This window comes from Sinorhizobium saheli, from assembly GCF_001651875.1.
Taxonomy (GTDB): domain Bacteria; phylum Pseudomonadota; class Alphaproteobacteria; order Rhizobiales; family Rhizobiaceae; genus Sinorhizobium; species Sinorhizobium saheli.
Genome location: NZ_LNQB01000064.1, coordinates 57804 through 74095 on the forward strand (window position 1 = coordinate 57804; position 16292 = coordinate 74095).

Genomic DNA, 16292 nt, shown 5'->3' on the forward strand with positions numbered 1-16292 from the left:
CGGCACGTCTTAATCTTCAAACCGTGGCGCTTTTTCGTCAAGCAGGGCGTTGACGGCCGCGACCACTGACGGCGCCTGGCCCGGGTTGCCGAAGACCGCCAGGCGCAGGGCGACGAACTCGGCCCCGGATTCGGCGACCGCAAGCGCCGATTGCGGATCCGTGCCGCCCATGACGACGCACGGAATCTCGATCATCGATGCCCACCATTCGGCGAGCGCCAGGTTCTTCGGATGCGCGTCCGGCTTGATGTCGCCGTCGGTGCGGCCGAAGAACACGTAATCGGGCCTCAACTCCCCGATTTCCAGCGCATGGTGGCGGTCGGTGGCGTTGCCGCCGCCGACGATGAGTTTCGGCGCGTGCCTTTCGATCGCCTCGGCAAGGGCCTCCGCGCCGCCGGCGATATGCAGGCCGTCGGCCTTGGCCCGGCCGGCAACGCGCGTGTCTCCCTCGATGAGCGCCGCCGCACCCGCCCTCTGGATCACCGGCACCAGCGCTTCGGCATGCTTTTGGAAGTCGGCATCGCCGAGGCCGTATTGCGGCACGATGACGGAGGCGACGTCGCCGCCCTTCAGCGCCTCGCCGACGAGCTTCGCCCGTTCCCCTGCATCCGCCATGTCGGGTGCGACCAGCACGAGGCGGCAGCGGTTTTCTATGTTGCTCATGTCATGATTCCTGGCGATGCGCTTCGCTGCCGAAACCGGCACTCGATTTCCTTCCGGAAAACCGATAGACGGAGATGACCAAAGGATCAACCGCCGCCAATGCTTCCCGATCTCGACTTCTATCTTGTCGCCATCCCGGCAGTGCTGCTCGTTGGCCTCAGCAAGGGCGGCATGGGCGAGGCCCTGTCGCTGATGGGCGTCCCGCTCCTGTCCATGGCCGTCTCGCCGGTCCAGGCGGCGGCATTGCTTCTGCCGATCCTCATCGCCATGGACATCGTTTCCCTGACCATCTGGCGCAAGCACGGCGACCGCCAGACGCTCGCCATGCTGCTGCCCGGCGCCATCGCCGGCATCGCCATCGGCTGGGCGACCTCGGCCTATGTGCCGCGCGACGCGCTTCGGCTGATCATCGGCCTGATCACGGTCGTCTTCGTGCTGCGCTATGCCTACACCGTCTGGCGGAGCTGCAACGGCGCACCGATCAGCCCGAAGCCGCAGCGCAGAGGCCCTGCCGCGCTCTGGGGCTCGTTCGCGGGCTACGGCAGCTTCGTCGCCCATGCCGGCGGCCCGCCCTTCCAGATCTATGCGCTGCCGCTGAAGCTCGAGCCGCGGGAATATACCGGGACGATCGTGCGCTTCTTCGCGATCCTCAATGCGGTGAAGCTCATCCCCTATTTCGCCCTCGGCCAGCTCGATCTCAGCAATCTCGCCACATCGGCGAGCCTGTTTCCGCTGGCGATGGTCGCAACCGCCTGCGGCGCCTGGATCGTGCGCAGGATGAAGCCGCAAGTCTTCTATCCCTTCATGTACACGATGGCCTTCATCGCCGGTTCAAAGCTCGTCTGGGAGGGCGCCGCAAGCCTCTTGTCGGCGAGCTGACGCGAGGGCGCGTCGCCCCTCATCCGCCTGCCGGCACCTTCTCCCCGCAGGCGACCGCAGGCGGGCGAAGGGGTAAGCGGCGCCGGCTCAAGTCCCCGCCTGCGTCGCATGCGGGAGAGGGTTAGAGCGGGATGCGCTCACGTGCCTTCGCGCCACCGCTCTATCTGTTTGTTCTAGGGTGAGGGCAAACGCGGAGGAGAGGGGCAAGACGGCCGGCTCGACCCAAGTGAAACCAATGCTGCAAAGCGAAGCGGCATCCCGCAACGCACAATTGTCCTTGCCGCCCCGCGGAATTTCACTTAACGTCCGGGTCATGACCATCGCGGACCCATTCGATGCCATCGCGGATCCGAACCGACGCCACCTCCTCGAGGAGCTGCGGCGCGCACCAAAAACCGTCAACGAGCTCGCCGAAGGCCTGCCGATCAGCCGGCCGGCCGTATCGCAGCATCTGAAGGCGCTCCTCGATTGCAATCTGGTCTCGGTCTCGACGCGGGGCACGCGGCGGATCTATGCGATCCACAGGCCGGGTTTCGACCGGCTCAACCTCTGGCTCGACCAGTTCTGGTCTTGAGCCTTCGAGAGGCGCAATTCGGCAGCGCGCCCAATCTACCCCCTCGGGTGACAAGCATTGGCGTCGAGAACCGTCAGCGCTGCGACATCAGGCGGCCGAGGCCGGCGCTTCCGCTTCGGGCTCCAATCGCATGGCGAGAGGCGCCTCGGCTGGCTTGCGGGGCCGATGCACCAGCGTGACAAGCACGAAGGAAATGATCATCAGCAGATACCAGGCGCCGAGCTTGCCGATCGAGACCGGCGCCCAGCCGTGCGACTGTGAAGGATAAATCCACGCCCGCGACCAGGTGGCAATGTTCTCCGCGAACCAGATGAACAGCGCTACGAGCAGGAAGCCGAGCAGCAACGGCATGCGGTGGTGAAAGCGGAAGACGCGATAGTGCACCGTCGTGCGCAGGTAGATCACCGCAGTCGCCGCGAACAGTCCGTATCGCACATCGACGGTGAAATGGTGGCTGAAGAAATTGATGTAAATCGCCGCCGAGAGAAGCACCGTCGTCCAGAGCGGCGGATAGTGCGTGTAGCGCATGTCGAAGATGCGGCTGATGCGGGCGATATAAGAACCGACGGCCGCATACATGAAGCCCGAGAAGAGAGGCACGGCGCCGATGCGGAAAATGCTTTCCTCTGGATAGACCCATGAGCCTGCGGCGGTTTTGAAGACCTCCATCACGGTGCCGACGACGTGGAAGATCAGGATGACTTTCGCCTCGGACAGGGTTTCGAGCCTGGCCGCAAGCATGCCAAGCTGGACGGCGAGCGCCGCCAGGAAGAGGAAGTCGTAACGTGCCAGGATGGCGTTCTCAGACCAGAAGTGATGCGAGGCGACGATCAGGGCGAGGAGCAACGCGCCGAAAAGACATGCCCAGGCCTGCTTCAGTCCGAAGACGGTGAATTCAATGAGGGCGCCGGCAAGGCCGCGCTGCGGCAAGAGGTCGAGCACACGGTGCGCCGCCGCGTCGATCCGCGCCTCAACGGAGGTAAGGCGCCGCGATGGCCCGGCCTCGATAGAAGGAGCCGCATCAGGGCTGAGATGGACGGGAGCTTCGGACTGAGGCTGATCTGACATGCGTTCCATTGGCAGAACCGCGTGAACAATCACAATCGGCACCGAAAGTTTTCCCGCTCTTTCGTCTTCGATGGAGAGGGCCGGTCCGGTGGATGATCGACAAACCGGCCGCTCGCCGCGCGCTTATCGGAGGCGGCGTATTAGGCAAAACTGAAATCGCCGGCACTTCGGCCGTTGACCCGGCCGCGCACCCAAAATCGGCGGTGGACGCGGAAGTGTACGGCGCCCGAAGAAGCGGACCGGGCTCATAGCCCGGTCGAGCGGTCCGTACCTTTCATTTCGGGATTGTTCTTGACCTTATCGATGCCGTTCACGATCAGTGCGAGGAACGGAGTCTTTCGATTTCGTCTTTGATGCGCAACTTCCTCCGCTTGAGTTCGCTGATCAGCTCGTCCTCGCAGGAGGGCGAGTTCAGAGCTTCGTGGAGCTCCTGTTCAAGGGCGCCATGTTTTTTCTCAAGCGTTGCAAGATGAGCCTCAATGGTCATGGGCAAGTCCCTTCCCTTTTGCTTGCATCCGGCACGCAAATACCGGATGTTCCATGGTTGAAACCTTGCTACTGTGCCATGCCATTTTTCATTTGTCGAAGGCGAAATGATGACGTCGGGTAACTTCCCGTAACCGCACAAGATGTGGTAGAGCGGCGCAGGAAATTCCGGATCGCGGATCGACGCGACCGGGCTTATGGGGATCGCATTGCATGCCGGACCAGGACCAGGCCGAACTCAGACTGACCATCGCGCGCCTGAGGCAGGAACATGAAGATTACGACGCGGCCATCAATGCCATGATCCAGACCGGCTGTGACGCCTTGCGCATCCAGCGCATGAAGAAGAAGAAGCTGGCCATCAAGGACAAGATCTCGAAGATCGAAGACCAGATCATTCCGGACATCATTGCCTGAAACGGACCCTGACAGACGTGACCGAAACCACGACCCCGCCCGTCGCCATCATCATGGGAAGCCAGTCCGACTGGGAGACGATGAAGAACGCGGCCGATACGCTGGAGGCGCTCGACATCGCCTACGAGGCCCGCATCGTCTCCGCCCATCGCACCCCGGACCGCCTCGTGCGGTTCGCCAAGGGTGCGCGCGACGAGGGCTTCAAGGTCATCATCGCCGGCGCCGGCGGGGCCGCGCACCTGCCGGGCATGTGCGCCGCGATGACGCCGTTGCCGGTCTTCGGCGTCCCGGTCCAGTCGAAGGCGCTTTCCGGCCAGGACAGCCTGCTCTCGATCGTCCAGATGCCGGCCGGCATCCCGGTCGGAACGCTGGCGATCGGCCGGGCGGGCGCCGTCAACGCCGCGCTTCTGGCCGCAGCCGTGCTCGCGCTCGGCGACGAGGACCTCGCCGACCGGCTCGACGACTGGCGCGAACAGCAGACCGTCTCGGTCGCCGAATATCCCGTGGACGAAGCATGAAAACGATCGGCATCATCGGCGGCGGCCAGCTTGGCCGCATGCTGGCCATGGCGGCTGCCCGCCTGAACTTCCGCACCGTCATCCTCGAACCGCAACCGGATTGTCCCGCCGCGCAGGTGGCGAACAGCCAGATAGTCGCAGCTTACGACGATCCGCATGCGCTCGGCCAACTCGCCGACCTTTCGGACCTCATCACCTACGAGTTCGAGAACGTTCCCGTCGCGGCCGCTGAGAAGCTCGCCGCGTCCCGGCCGGTCTTCCCGCCGCCGAAGGCATTGGAAGTCGCTCAGGACCGGCTCGTCGAGAAGCGCTTCATCAACGATTGCGGCATTGCCACGGCCCGCTTCCATGCCGTCGACAGCCAGGCCGATCTCGACCGGGCGCTTTCCGATTTCGACGGCGTCGGCGTCCTGAAGACCCGGCGGCTCGGTTATGACGGCAAGGGTCAACGCGTCTTCCGTTCCGCAGAGGACGACCCTTCCGGCGCCTTCGTGGCACTCGGCCAGGTGCCGCTCATTCTCGAGAGCTTCGTCCCGTTCGATCGCGAAATCTCGGTGATTGCCGCGCGGGCTGCCGATGGCACCACGGTCTGTTTCGATCCGGCGGAGAACGAGCACCGCAACGGCATTCTCCACACCTCGACGGTGCCGGCTTCGGTCGGCGCGGCGACCGCCGCGGCCGCCTCCAAGGCCGCGACCGCCATCCTCGATGCGCTCGGCTATGTGGGCGTGATCGGCGTCGAGTTCTTCGTCCTTGCCGACGGCAGCGTCGTCGCCAACGAGATCGCCCCGCGCGTTCACAATTCCGGCCACTGGACGGAAGCCGCTTGCATCGTTTCGCAGTTCGAGCAGCATATCCGCGCGATCGCCGGCCTGCCGCTCGGCAATCCGCAACGCCATTCCGACTGCGTGATGCAGAATCTCATTGGCGACGACATCGCCGAAGTCTCAGCCCTGCTTGCCGAGCCGAATGTGCTGGTTCACCTCTACGGCAAGGCGGAGGCACGTCCCGGCCGAAAGATGGGTCACTTCACCCGCCTCATCTGAAGCGGGAAGCGACGGAATCAGGGGAACGGGCAGCGAAATCCCCTGTCCTGCGGTTGACACGACTGGGGCGACGGGTTATGTGCCTGCCTACTTGAAGAGCGCGCTGAATGGCGCGCTTTTGATTGTTGGAATTACCGGGCGAATTTTCATTCCCCGAAACCTGCGGATCAGGAAAAATGAAGATCAAGAATTCGCTCAAGTCGCTGAAGACCCGCCATCGCGAAAACCGCCTGGTTCGCCGCAAGGGTCGCGTCTACATCATCAACAAGTCGAACCCGCGCTTCAAGGCACGCCAGGGCTGAGCCCTTGAGGCGGCGCTTGCCGCCGGCGTCCGGTTGGCGGCTCGCTCCGGTGATCCCCCAAAATTGATTTGATCTTGTTTCATGGCGGGCTACGATGCCCGCCATGCGACTTTCTACACCCTTGATTCTGGCGTGCTTTGCCTTGTCGGCCGCCGCCATGTCCGCCGCGCCGCTCCAGGCGGCGGAACCGTCGGTGCCGACGGAGGCCGCGAGCCTCGCCACCCCGAAGCAACGTCTCGACAGCCTGTTCGCCGAACTCAAGAGGGAAGGCGACGAGGGGAAGGCACGCCAGGTGGCCGATCGCATCCGCCTCGAATGGCAGGAGTCCGGCAGCGCCACCGTCAATCTTCTGATGCAATGGGCGAACAAGGCGATCTCCGACGAGAAGCAGGCTGTCGCGCTCGACATCCTCGACCAGGTGATCGCCCTTGCTCCTAACTACGTCGAAGGCTGGAATCGCCGCGCCACGCTGCACTACCAGATGGGCAATTACCGCAAGTCGATGTCCGACATAAACCGCGTACTCGCGATCGAGCCCCGGCATTTCGGCGCGCTCGCCGGCATGGCGACCATGCTCGAAGCCAGCGGCAAGGACGAACTGGCAATGCGTGCCTGGGAAGAATTCCTCGAGATCTATCCCTCCGACCGGAAGGCGCAGGAGCAGCTCGGCGAACTCGCGGAGAAACTGGCCGGCAGCCGCACGTGAGTGCTTCAAGCAGTCGGCCGAGTTGGTGAGGGCTTATCCGCCTGCCGGCACCTTCTCCCCGCTTTGACGGGAAGAAGGGACACGCGGCGCCGCCTTCGTCCCCTCTCACCGCCTCTCGCCGCGAGCGGGTTAGGTTAGTCCTCGGGTTTAACCCGAGGAGAGGAGCCACGTTCGCGCGCCGTGCGGCACTCAGACGCCGCTGCGCCCGTCAGAGCCGATATAGGCGATGCGCAGCATGTTGGTGGCGCCGGGGGTTCCGAGCGGCACGCCGGCGGTGATGATGATGCGATCGCCGGGCTTGCCGAAGCCCTCCGAGGCGACGATGCGGCAGGCGCGGTTGACCATGTCGTCGAGGTCCTTCGCATCCTCGGTGACGACGCAGTGCAGGCCCCAGACGACCGAGAGGCGGCGCGCCGTCTCGACGATCGGCGACAGCGCGATGACCGGCACCTGCGGTCGTTCGCGCGCCGCCCTGAGCCCGGTGGCGCCCGACGAGGTGTAGGTGACGATCGCCGCAAGCTGCAGCGTCTCGGCGATCTGGTGGGCGGCAAGCGAAATGGCATCGGCGCCGGTCGCCTCCGGCGGCGTGCGCTGGGCGTAGATGATGCCCGGATAATGCGGGTCGCGCTCGACGCTGCTGGCGATCGACGCCATGGTGGCAACCGCTTCGACCGGGTACTCGCCGGCGGCCGATTCGGCGGAAAGCATCACGGCATCGGCGCCCTCGAAGACGGCGGTCGCCACGTCCGACACCTCGGCGCGGGTCGGAACCGGCGAGGAGATCATCGATTCGAGCATCTGGGTCGCGACGACGACCGGCTTGCCGGCGCGCCGGCAGGCGCGCGTCAGCTGCTTCTGCAGGCCCGGAACGGATTCGAGCGGCATTTCCACGCCGAGGTCGCCGCGCGCCACCATCAGCGCATCCGAAAGCTCGATGATCTCGTCGATGCGCTCGATCGCCTGCGGCTTTTCGATCTTCGACATCAGGCCGACGCGGCCTCGGGCGATCTTGCGGACCTCCGCGAGGTCGTCCGGGCGCTGGATGAAGGACAGGGCTACCCAGTCCACCTGCCCCGTCGCCAGCACCGCATCGAGATCGGCGCGATCCTTCTCGGTCAGCGCCCCGACGCCGAGCAGCGTGTCGGGCAGGCTGACGCCCTTGCGGTCCGATATCTTCGTGCCGGAGACGACGGTGGTGACGATGCTCCTGCCGTCCGTCTTTTCCGCCCTCAAATGCAGCTTGCCGTCGTCGATCAGCAGCCGATCGCCGGGCTTCACCGCCTCGAGGATTTCCGGATGCGGAAGATAGACGCGGGTGTTGTCGCCGGGCACCTCCCTGTTGTCGAGGGTGAAGGTCTGGCCGATCTTGAGCTCGACCTTGCCGTCGGCGAACTTGCCGACGCGCAGCTTCGGCCCCTGCAGGTCGGCAAGGATGCCGATCGGCCGGCCGCAGCGTGCCTCGACCGAGCGAATCCGCTCGATCAGGGTGCGCATGAGCTCATGGCTGGCATGGCTCATGTTGATACGGAACAGATCGGCCCCCGCCTCGTGCAGCTTCTGGATCATCTGCTCGTCGGACGATGCCGGGCCGAGCGTGGCGAGGATTTTGACTTTCCTGTTCCGTCTCATCAATTCTGGCTTTCCTGCGTGCCGGGCGTGTCGGAAAGCTGAACCATCCAGCTCCCCTGCCGCCCCGTGTCATATTCCTTGAATCCCATGCGCTGGAAGCCGCGGGCGAAGCAGTCCTGCACGCCGACGATCTTGAACTCGTTTTCGGCGACGCACATGTTGACGTCACCGGTCCAGCGGCCGCCCTTGGCCGCATCTTCCGCATAGAGATAATAATATCGGGACTGGAGCTCCCCCTCGATCAGCGTGGCGCAGGTCGTTGCCGGCACCTGCCACCAGCCCTCCGTCACCCAGCCTTCCTTGGCCCGATAGCCGATCGCGACGCCGACCAGAGTTTGGGTTCCGTTGCAGACCCGGAAGTCGGCGCGCGCCTCGCCGGCAAAGAGAAGAGAACCGGAAATCGCCAGCGAAAACAGGGCGATGGCCCCCAATGTCATCGACCCCGGCTTCGCTCTGGAAAAAGGATGTCTAACCACGGCTTCCTGCGGAACTCCGTTTTGATTTGTGTGGCACTTTCTTGCGACGGCCAGCCTCGAAAGTCAACGCAACTCTAATCGATTATATTCGCCATTCCTGTGACAACAGGCGTGCGTGCGCAGCCTTTTTCTTGCGAATGGCGGTTTCGCATGCAATCAGGGGAAGACCTCCAAACGCGAAGCAGGAGCGGAATGCGGCACTACTCCCCCTACGAGATCATCGAGGGCAATCCGGCCAACGGCCTCGTGCTGCTTGCCGACCATGCCATGAACCGGCTGCCGCCGGAATACGGCCGGCTCGGCCTCCCGGACAGCGCCTTCGAGCGACACATCGCCTACGACATCGGCATCGAGCCGCTCACCCGGCAATTGTCGGCGGCGCTCGACGCCCCGGCCGTGCTCGGCTGCTTCTCGCGCCTGCTGATCGACCCCAATCGCGGCGAAGACGACCCGACGCTGATCATGAAGATCTCGGATGGCGCGATCATTCCCGGCAATCATCCGATCACCGACGAGGAATGGCAGAACCGGCTGAACCGCTTTCACCGCCCCTATCACCAGGCGGTATCTGAAACCATCGCCCGGGCCGCCGCCGCGGGCGGCAGGGCGCCGCTCGTCATCTCGCTGCACTCCTTCACGCCGTCCTGGAAGGGCGCCGCGCGACCCTGGCATGCGGCCGTACTCTGGGACAACGATCCGCGCGCCGTCTTTCCGCTGATCGAGCGGCTCGAGGCGTCCGGCGATATCGTCGTCGGCAACAACGAGCCCTATGACGGCGCGCTCAGAGGCGATACCATGTACCGGCACTGCATGACGCCGGGCATCGCCCACGCGCTGATCGAGATACGCCAGGACCTGATTGCCGACGCCGCGGGCGTGGCCGCCTGGGCGGAGCGCCTCGCGCCCATCTTTGCCGAGCTGAACGCCCTGCCCGCGCTTCATGCCTATGAGCGGCACCCTTCGCGGACCGGCGCTTACGAAGGCTGACAGGGAGGACATCCGATGACCGAGCTCAGCGACGAACAGCGGACCGCCTTCGAGGCGGCGGCGTTCCGCCGGCTGGTCCAGCATCTGCGCGAACGCAGCGACGTCCAGAACATCGACCTGATGAACCTCGCCGGTTTCTGCCGCAATTGCCTGTCGAACTGGTACCGCGAGGCGGCGGAGGCTTCCGGGATCGCGATGAGCAAGGAAGTTTCCCGCGAGATCGTCTACGGCATGCCCTATGACGAATGGCGCGCGCTATACCAGAAGGATGCTTCCGCCGAGCAGAAGGCGGCATTCGAGCGCAACCGGCCGAAGGAATAACCGGGACGAGGAGACATGCCGCAGGCCGGAAATGCGGGCGTTGTTGCGCAATCGCCCTTGACCTCGGACGCCGTTCGCGGCAGGTCACAGCACCCGGAAATTCATTCCCCATAAGGAGAAGACCATGTCGGATGCTCACGGCATTGCCCGCGACCAGCTTCGCGCTTTCATCGAACGGATCGAACGGCTGGAAGAGGAAAAGAAGACCATCGCCGACGACATCAAGGATGTCTATGGCGAGGCCAAGTCGATGGGCTTCGATACGAAGATCCTGCGCAAGGTCATCTCGATCCGCAAGCAGGACCACGACGAGCGCATGGAGCAGGAAGCGATCCTCGACACCTATCTCCAGGCGCTGGGCATGATTCCCGCCGCCGAGGACGCCGCCTGATCCGATGCTACGCCGCGCCTCTTGCCCGAGGCGCAAGAGGTCGCCGAGCGCTGTGGAATGCCGCAACAAAAAGCCCGCCGGTCCGGCGGGCTTTTTCGTTTCGATGACAAGTCCAGATCAGTTGGTGCTGAACTTCTTCACTTCCATGAAGTTCACCGCGCTGCCGCTGAAGCGCGCCGTGTCGACGGCACCGGCATCGCTGCTGAAGCCGGCCGCATAGACGGTGGTCGGCGCAACCCGGAGCGATTTGCTGACGAAGCGCGGCGCCTTGACCGGCTTCGACAGGGTCGCGACGCGGCCGGTCGTCAGCGCCCATTCGGAAATGATCTTCTGCGTGAGCTTCGGCTCGGTGCGAACGGAAGACCGGGCCACCGCATCCGCGTCCTGCTTCTTCGGGCGGGAGCCCTTCGCGGGTGCATCGACGCGCATGTCGAAGGCGCTGTCAAAGATCGCCTGGCGCGAACTCGTGCGCGTTTGCGGCACATAGGCGGCCATCTGGACGGACGGGGCGGGAGGCCGCTCATCCGCGGTGGGCGCAGCGAGGGCGACACGCGTCCTGGCGGCAGCGGCCTCGTCGCCCAGGCCTTCGGCCGAGGCGAGCACCGGACGCTCCGCAACGGCCGGAACGGCGACCTCGGCTCCGGCGACGGCCGCAAGCGCCTCTTCGCCGGCCGGGCGCATGCCCGGCACTGGCACGAAACCGAGTTCCGGAGTCTGGCCGTCGGCGGCGGCAACGAGCGTCTCGTTGGCGACGATCGCATTCATTTCATGCCGGTCGAGCATTTGCGGCACCGGCACCTTGAGCCCGCTCAGATCCGCATATTCCGAAGGCATCGCCGCCGCCAGCGCCTCCTGGGCGCTGTTCTTCTGCTCTGCGACGAGCGCGACGGCTACGCCGCCGTCGGACGGCGTTTCCTTGAAGGCGGGACGCACCGCCGGCACCGGCGCGTTGATGTCCTGCTGCTCCTGTGCGGCTGCGGCAGTGGAACCGGCGACGCCCGGAAGCGCTTCCTGCTTCGCCGAAGCCGACGCGGTCTGGACCTTGGCCGGCGCTTCCTCGTCGCCGCCCTCGCCCGGACCGGCGGCGATTGCCGTCGGTTCTTCATCCTCGTCGCCGCCGCCGAAGAGCGCGGCGAACAGGTTGCGGCGCTTGCCGCCGCCCACGTCGCCCGGTCCCTTGGCACCGCCGCCGGCAACCTCGATCGCCGATGCGCCTACGCGGCGCTTGTAATCGGCAACCGCCTGCTCATAGCCGGGCAGCGGCCGGCCGTCGGAGGGGATGTGCATGGTCTTGCCGTCGGGGAAGAGCCGCGCGAGCTCGTTGCGGGTCATGCGCGGCCAGGCGCGCACCCCGCCGACGTCCATGTGGACGAAGGGCGAACCCGACGTCGGATAATAGCCGACGCCGCCGACCTGGAATTTCATGCCGATCTCGCGCAGCGTCTTGAGCTTCACGTCCGGCAGGTAGAAGTCCATCGCCTTGCCGAGCATGTGCTGGCTCTTCTTGGCGACGCCCTTCGAGCGGGACCGCAACATGCTGTTGGTCGCGGGCGAGCGATAGGCCGAGACGACGTGGATGTAATCGCGCGAGCCGCTCCTCTGGTAGACTTCCCAGACGAGGTCGAGCAGGCGCGGGTCCATCCTGGTCGGCTCGTTTCGCCGCCAGTCGCGGAGGAATCGGTTGATCTGCTGCAGCCCCTTCTGGTCGTAGCGGCCGTTGCGCTTGAAGGTGATCTGCGCCTTTTCCTTGGTGTGGATGAAATAGAGCTTCAGGGTGCGGGTCTGGCCGGCGGCCTCGACCGGAGGCGCCATGCCCGGGGTCACGAGGGAACAGGCCAAGGCGATGGAGGCAAGCACCTGCGGCGCCTTGCGGGCCACCGCCGAGCAGAGTCTGCGCGCTAGGGAACCGGCTGGTTCCTCCAAACCGAACAAATTTGGCATTCAATCCCCGTCCGACGGACAACCGTGCTTTGTTGTCTCAGATGACTGTCAAATAAGGTGACAGCATGGCAAATATGCCACAGTGGTCACCGCCCCTTATAATATAGTGAACAGTTTGCTAACAAGGTCTAAACGGCGGTGACCGATTTGCACGGCAAATGAGTTGTGAATGCGTCGAATTTATGCCGCCTCGCGCAGCGGATCATCGGGATCGATGCCGTAATCCTTGAGTTTCCGGTAAAGAGTCGAGCGGCCGATTCCGAGCTTGCGCGCCACCTGGCTCATCTGCCCGCGATAGAACTTCAGCGCGAAGCGAATCAGTTCCTCCTCGACCTCGGCGAGCTTGCGCACGTCGCCGCCCTCGCTGAGGCTGGCGATGGCGTTGTCCGACCTGCCTTCCGGCGCCGGTTCGCGCGGAGCGGATTTGTCCTGCGAGCCCGTCTCGACCCGCGCAGCCATTGAATTGTCGGCCACTGCCGGGCGGCGTTCCGGTCCCGCTTCGCCCCAGGAGAAGCCGCTGCGGTCGGCGACGACGTAGCCGGGTATCTGGGTCGCCACCTGCGGGAAATCCTTGACCGTGAGCTCGTTGCCCTCGGCAAGCACGACCGCGCGGAAGATGGCGTTTTCGAGCTGGCGGATATTGCCCGGCCAGTCATAGGCCGTCAGCAGCGCCATCGCCCCGCTCGTGACCGTCAGCGGCCGATTGAGTCTCTGCTCGGCGGCGAAGCGCTCGACGAAGGCGCGCACCAGGACCGGAATGTCCTCCTTGCGCCGGCGCAGCGCCGGAATGGTGATCGGGAAGACGTTGAGACGATAGTAGAGGTCCTCGCGGAAGCGGCCCTCGCGCACCTCGTTGATCAGATCCTTGTTCGTCGCCGAGATCAGCCGCACGTTCACCTTGTGCGGTTGGCGCGCGCCGATCGTCTCGATCTCGCCCTGCTGCACCGCGCGCAGGAGCTTGACCTGGACGTCGAGGGGAAGATCGCCGATTTCGTCGAGGAAGAGGGTGCCGCCGTCCGCATCGACGAACTTGCCGCTGTGCCTTTCCGTCGCCCCCGTGAAGGCGCCCTTCTCGTGGCCGAAGAGGATGCTCTCGACCAGGTTATGGGGAATGGCGCCGCAGTTGACGGTGACGAAGGGCCTGTTCGCCCGGTCGCTCGCCGACTGGATCGCGCGCGCCACCATTTCCTTGCCGACGCCCGACTCACCTTCGAGCACGACCGGAATGTTCGACTGGGCGGCGCGGCGGGCGAGATCGATGACGCGGATCATCGCCGGGCTTGCGGAAACGATATCGTCGAAGCCGACCGATCCCCCGCGCGGCCGCCGCGCGGTTTTCACCTTGCCGTCGCGGCTCGCCATCTTCAGCGCATTGCCGATCGCGATCGACAGGCGCTCGGGCGAGACCGGCTTGACGAGGAAGTCGAAGGCACCCGCCTGCATCGCCTGGACGACCGTTTCGATGCGGCCCTGGCCCGTCTGGACGATGACCGGCGTGTCGATGCCGCGCTCGGCGAGCGCCTCGAGAAAACCGTGACCGTTCATTTCCGGCATCAGCAGATCGAGCAGGATGACGTCCATGATGCCGCCCTTGCGCTCCATGAGTTCGAGACCGCTGCGCCCGTTGTCGGCGAGATGCGCGACATGACCGAGCCGTTCGATCATGCTCGTCAGCAACCGGCGCTGGACCGGATCGTCGTCGATGACAAGAATATGGGATGTCACGAAAGCCTCCTGCTCAGGACATGGCGGATACTTTGGCCAACCTCATGTGCCAAATCATGCCAGTCATTCGTGCCACAAAGGGCTGAACATCATGTTTTGAGAAACGCTTGCATTTTATCCATTGCGGGCGATAGCAATGGGCCCCATATCGCTTGCCTGCGGCGCCCGTGCGTTTCAGACGCACAAGGCTCGCTGCAGCAGTCAGAAACGAGAGAAACGCCGATGAATTTCGCCTCGCTCCTCCTCGCCGGCTTCGGCCGATCCTCCGTCCGCGCGCAGGCCGGTGAGGCCGGAGGCGCGACCGCAGAGCTCGGCGACCTGCCCTCCTGGCGGCTTCAGGATCTCTATCTTTCGCCCGCTTCGGAGGAGTTCCGCTCGGACATGGCGAAGGCCGAAGCCGACGCGATCGCCTTCGAGGGCAAATGGAAGGGCAAGCTCGCCGAAGCCGCCGGCAGGACCGACAACGAAGGCATCGGCGCGGCAGTGAAGGAATTCGAGGCGCTCGAGGACCTGATGGGCCGCATCGCCGCCTTTGCCGGGCTCACCTATTTCTCCGACACGTCAAATCCGGCGAACGGCAAGCTCTATGGCGACGTCCAGTCGAAGCTCACCGACATCTCGGCGCATCTTTTGTTCTTCTCCCTCGAGCTCAACCGCATCGAGGACGCGGTGATCGACGCGGCGCTTGCGGCCGACAGCCTCGCCGCGCACTACAAGCCCTGGATCCTCGACCTGCGAAAGGACAAGCCCTACCAGCTCGAAGACAAGCTGGAGCAGCTCTTCCTCGAAAAATCGATGACGGGCGCGAGCGCCTTCAACCGGCTTTTCGACGAGACGATCGCCTCGCTCACCTTCTCGGTCGACGGCAAGGCGCTGCCGCTCGAGATGACGCTGAACCTCCTCCAGGAGCCTTCCGCGGAGCTGCGCAAGAAGGCCGCTCAGGCGCTCGCGGAGACCTTCAAGGCGAATATCCGCACCTTCACGCTCGTCACCAACACGCTTGCCAAGGACAAGGAAATCTCCGACCGGTGGCGCGGCTTCGAGGATATCGCCGACAGCCGCCATCTCGCCAACCGCGTCGAGCGCGACGTGGTGGATGCGCTCGCCGCCGCGGTGAAGGCCGCCTATCCGCGCCTCTCGCACCGCTACTATGCGATGAAGGCCAAATGGCTAGGCATGGAGCAGATGGACTTCTGGGACCGCAACGCCCCGCTGCCTGAAACGCCGAACGTCACCATCCCCTGGGACAGGGCGAAGGACACGGTGCTTTCCGCCTATCACGCCTTTTCGCCGGAGATGGCCTCGATCGCGCGGCGCTTCTTCGATGACAACTGGATCGACGCCCCGGTCCGTCCCGGCAAGGCGCCCGGCGCCTTCGCCCATCCGACGGTCCCCTCCGCCCACCCCTATGTCCTCGTCAACTATCTCGGCAAACCGCGCGACGTGATGACGCTTGCCCACGAGCTCGGCCACGGCGTCCACCAGGTGCTGGCCGGCGCACAAGGGGCGCTGATGGCCTCGACCCCGCTGACGCTCGCGGAAACCGCCTCCGTCTTCGGCGAGATGCTGACCTTCCGCGCCCTCCTCGACCAGACCAGGGACAAGCGCGAGCGCAAGGCCATGCTCGCGCAGAAGGTCGAGGACATGATCAACACGGTCGTGCGCCAGATCGCCTTCTATGAATTCGAGCGCAAGGTGCACACGGCCCGCAAGGAAGGCGAACTGACCGCGGAAGACCTGGGCAAGCTGTGGCTGTCGGTCCAGAGCGAAAGCCTCGGCCCGGCGATCCGGATTTCCGACGGCTACGAGACCTTCTGGGCCTACATCCCCCACTTCATCCATTCGCCCTTCTACGTCTATGCCTATGCCTTCGGCGACTGCCTGGTGAACTCGCTATACGCCGTCTACCAGACGGCCGAGAGTGGCTTCCAGGAGAAGTATTTCGACATGCTGAAGGCGGGGGGAACCAAGCATCACTCCGAGCTGCTGGCGCCTTTCGGGCTCAATGCCGCCGACCCGTCGTTCTGGGCACAGGGCCTGTCGATGATTGAAGGGCTGATCGACGAGCTGGAGGCGCTTGATAGAGCGGGATAAAGGAGACGCGCGCGCGGTTTTCCGCCCGCATCCCGCGTCTCGACCTTTGAGCTTGATGATTTGCCGGCG

18 protein-coding genes are annotated in these 16292 nt (G+C 64.6%); 11 read left to right on the forward strand and 7 right to left on the reverse strand.

The genetic code is table 11. From position 1 onward, the window contains the following. Positions 1-9 precede the first annotated feature (9 nt). A complete protein-coding gene (locus ATB98_RS07550) occupies positions 10-663 on the reverse strand; it encodes a thiamine phosphate synthase (protein ID WP_066871481.1) in 654 nt (217 codons plus the stop codon). A gap of 99 nt (positions 664-762) precedes the next feature. Between ATB98_RS07550 and ATB98_RS07555 the strand changes: the two genes are divergently transcribed. Both ATB98_RS07555 and ATB98_RS07560 read left to right on the forward strand, forming a co-directional pair. Next, on the forward strand, positions 763-1542 hold the full coding sequence (locus tag ATB98_RS07555) for a sulfite exporter TauE/SafE family protein (protein ID WP_066871359.1): 780 nt from the start codon (positions 763-765) through the stop codon (positions 1540-1542). A gap of 313 nt (positions 1543-1855) precedes the next feature. Continuing rightward, the gene (locus ATB98_RS07560; RefSeq protein WP_066871362.1) at positions 1856-2116 is read left to right on the forward strand and encodes an ArsR/SmtB family transcription factor; all 261 of its coding nucleotides are present in this window, start codon (positions 1856-1858) and stop codon (positions 2114-2116) included. An 87-nt stretch (positions 2117-2203) separates the two neighbouring features. Here ATB98_RS07560 and ATB98_RS07565 read toward each other — a convergent pair whose 3' ends face one another. Together ATB98_RS07565 and ATB98_RS07570 are read right to left on the reverse strand one after the other, a co-directional pair. Then, positions 2204-3184 carry a DUF817 domain-containing protein gene (locus ATB98_RS07565; protein ID WP_084435370.1) on the reverse strand — a complete coding sequence of 327 codons (981 nt, stop codon included), beginning with the start codon at positions 3182-3184 and terminating at the stop codon, positions 2204-2206. A 316-nt stretch (positions 3185-3500) separates the two neighbouring features. Further along, entirely contained in the window at positions 3501-3671 is a 171-nt protein-coding gene (locus tag ATB98_RS07570; protein WP_066871364.1) for a YdcH family protein, read from the reverse strand. Between the two features lie 212 nt (positions 3672-3883). On the opposite strand from ATB98_RS07570, the gene ATB98_RS07575 reads away from it, so the two are divergent. From ATB98_RS07575 to ATB98_RS07595, 5 genes are all read left to right on the forward strand, one after another. Then, positions 3884-4087, forward strand: coding sequence for a YdcH family protein (locus tag ATB98_RS07575; RefSeq protein WP_066871367.1), 204 nt, complete (start codon positions 3884-3886; stop codon positions 4085-4087). Between the two features lie 53 nt (positions 4088-4140). Continuing rightward, entirely contained in the window at positions 4141-4605 is a 465-nt protein-coding gene (gene purE / locus ATB98_RS07580; protein ID WP_066871487.1) for a 5-(carboxyamino)imidazole ribonucleotide mutase, read from the forward strand. Continuing rightward, on the forward strand, positions 4602-5651 hold the full coding sequence (locus tag ATB98_RS07585) for a 5-(carboxyamino)imidazole ribonucleotide synthase (RefSeq protein ID WP_066871370.1): 1050 nt from the start codon (positions 4602-4604) through the stop codon (positions 5649-5651). Before purE ends, ATB98_RS07585 begins: the two co-directional genes overlap by 4 nt. Positions 5652-5827: 176 nt before the next feature. Continuing rightward, positions 5828-5953 (forward strand): type B 50S ribosomal protein L36, encoded by a 126-nt coding sequence (ykgO, locus tag ATB98_RS07590; protein WP_012709334.1) that lies wholly within the window; start codon positions 5828-5830, stop codon positions 5951-5953. Between the two features lie 94 nt (positions 5954-6047). After that, the gene (locus ATB98_RS07595) at positions 6048-6659 is read left to right on the forward strand and encodes a tetratricopeptide repeat protein (protein WP_066871373.1); all 612 of its coding nucleotides are present in this window, start codon (positions 6048-6050) and stop codon (positions 6657-6659) included. 189 nt (positions 6660-6848) lie between these two features. Here the strand turns inward: ATB98_RS07595 and pyk are convergent, their stop codons facing one another. Both pyk and ATB98_RS07605 read right to left on the reverse strand, forming a co-directional pair. Then, positions 6849-8288, reverse strand: coding sequence for a pyruvate kinase (gene pyk, locus ATB98_RS07600; protein ID WP_066871376.1), 1440 nt, complete (start codon positions 8286-8288; stop codon positions 6849-6851). Beyond that, positions 8288-8725 (reverse strand): DUF1036 domain-containing protein, encoded by a 438-nt coding sequence (locus ATB98_RS07605; protein ID WP_066871378.1) that lies wholly within the window; start codon positions 8723-8725, stop codon positions 8288-8290. The genes pyk and ATB98_RS07605 overlap by 1 nt, the downstream gene beginning before the upstream one ends. A 231-nt stretch (positions 8726-8956) precedes the next feature. On the opposite strand from ATB98_RS07605, the gene ATB98_RS07610 reads away from it, so the two are divergent. The 3 genes from ATB98_RS07610 (at position 8957) to ATB98_RS07620 (ending at position 10463) form a co-directional block, all read left to right on the forward strand. Next, the gene (locus ATB98_RS07610; RefSeq protein ID WP_066871381.1) at positions 8957-9751 is read left to right on the forward strand and encodes an N-formylglutamate amidohydrolase; all 795 of its coding nucleotides are present in this window, start codon (positions 8957-8959) and stop codon (positions 9749-9751) included. A 15-nt stretch (positions 9752-9766) separates the two neighbouring features. Continuing rightward, entirely contained in the window at positions 9767-10072 is a 306-nt protein-coding gene (locus tag ATB98_RS07615) for a DUF1244 domain-containing protein (protein WP_066871383.1), read from the forward strand. Positions 10073-10196: 124 nt separating this feature from the next. Beyond that, positions 10197-10463, forward strand: a complete 267-nt coding sequence (locus tag ATB98_RS07620; RefSeq protein ID WP_066871386.1) for a DUF2312 domain-containing protein — start codon at positions 10197-10199, stop codon at positions 10461-10463. A gap of 117 nt (positions 10464-10580) precedes the next feature. On the opposite strand, the gene ATB98_RS07625 is transcribed toward ATB98_RS07620, so the two are convergent. Together ATB98_RS07625 and ATB98_RS07630 are read right to left on the reverse strand one after the other, a co-directional pair. Continuing rightward, a complete protein-coding gene (locus tag ATB98_RS07625; RefSeq protein WP_066871389.1) occupies positions 10581-12404 on the reverse strand; it encodes a DUF882 domain-containing protein in 1824 nt (607 codons plus the stop codon). A 180-nt stretch (positions 12405-12584) separates the two neighbouring features. Next, positions 12585-14129, reverse strand: coding sequence for a sigma-54-dependent transcriptional regulator (locus tag ATB98_RS07630; RefSeq protein ID WP_066871392.1), 1545 nt, complete (start codon positions 14127-14129; stop codon positions 12585-12587). Positions 14130-14351: 222 nt separating this feature from the next. Between ATB98_RS07630 and ATB98_RS07635 the strand changes: the two genes are divergently transcribed. Next, the gene (locus ATB98_RS07635; RefSeq protein ID WP_066871395.1) at positions 14352-16223 is read left to right on the forward strand and encodes a M3 family oligoendopeptidase; all 1872 of its coding nucleotides are present in this window, start codon (positions 14352-14354) and stop codon (positions 16221-16223) included. The last annotated feature ends 69 nt before the right edge of the window (positions 16224-16292 follow it).